This is a genomic window from Bartonella sp. AA2SXKL (assembly GCF_042197205.1).
In the GTDB taxonomy this organism is placed as follows: Bacteria; Pseudomonadota; Alphaproteobacteria; order Rhizobiales; family Rhizobiaceae; genus Bartonella.
The window spans coordinates 1-665 of the sequence record NZ_JBHIRN010000070.1 but is presented as its reverse complement, the minus strand read 5'-3'; the positions used below and the strand labels follow the sequence as shown (position 1 = coordinate 665).

The 665-nt window shown below is 36.8% G+C and carries 1 protein-coding gene; it reads left to right on the top strand.

All coding sequences use genetic code 11. The features are described 5' to 3' along the window. Nucleotides 1–487: exodeoxyribonuclease III (locus ACFINS_RS09790; protein WP_375706153.1), on the top strand; the 487-nt coding region annotated here is incomplete at its 5' end. Nucleotides 488–665: the final 178 nt, after the last annotated feature.

Genomic DNA, 665 nt, shown 5'->3' with positions numbered 1-665 from the left:
TAAAGGTGTTATTCGTGTTGCATCACTCTATCTTCCGAATGGTAATCCCATCAACAGCGAAAAATATCCTTATAAAATGGAATGGATGGAAAGATTGTATACACATGCAAAATCATTGCTAAAATATGAAGAACCTCTTGTTCTAGCTGGCGATTATAATGTCATCCCGACCCCATTGGATGCAAAAGCCCCTAAAGAATGGAGTGATGACGCCTTATTTCTTCCACAAACAAGACAAGCATTCCAACGCATTATTCATTTGGGTTTTTATGACGCTATTCGTAATGTCACAGATACTCCCTCATTCAGCTTCTGGGATTTTCAGGCTGCCGCATGGCGCAAAAACAACGGGATCCGTATTGATCACTTGCTTTTATCACCAGAAGCTGTCGATCAGCTTATTTGCGCTTATAGCCAAAAAGAAGTAAGAGGCTACCAAAAACCATCTGATCATACTCCCGTTTGGATTGACCTTAATTTCAATTAACTAAAGTATAATAACTGTTTCATTGAGATAATAAAAAAATATCCCAATGAGAATAATAAATATGTTACACAGCCTATGGTAATCCAAAAAAACAAAAAGAAATCGTAAATGCATGGAGTAAAGAATGAGAAAATCACTTTTAATATTCATTGCAGCAACCACAACCATCATTGGACTG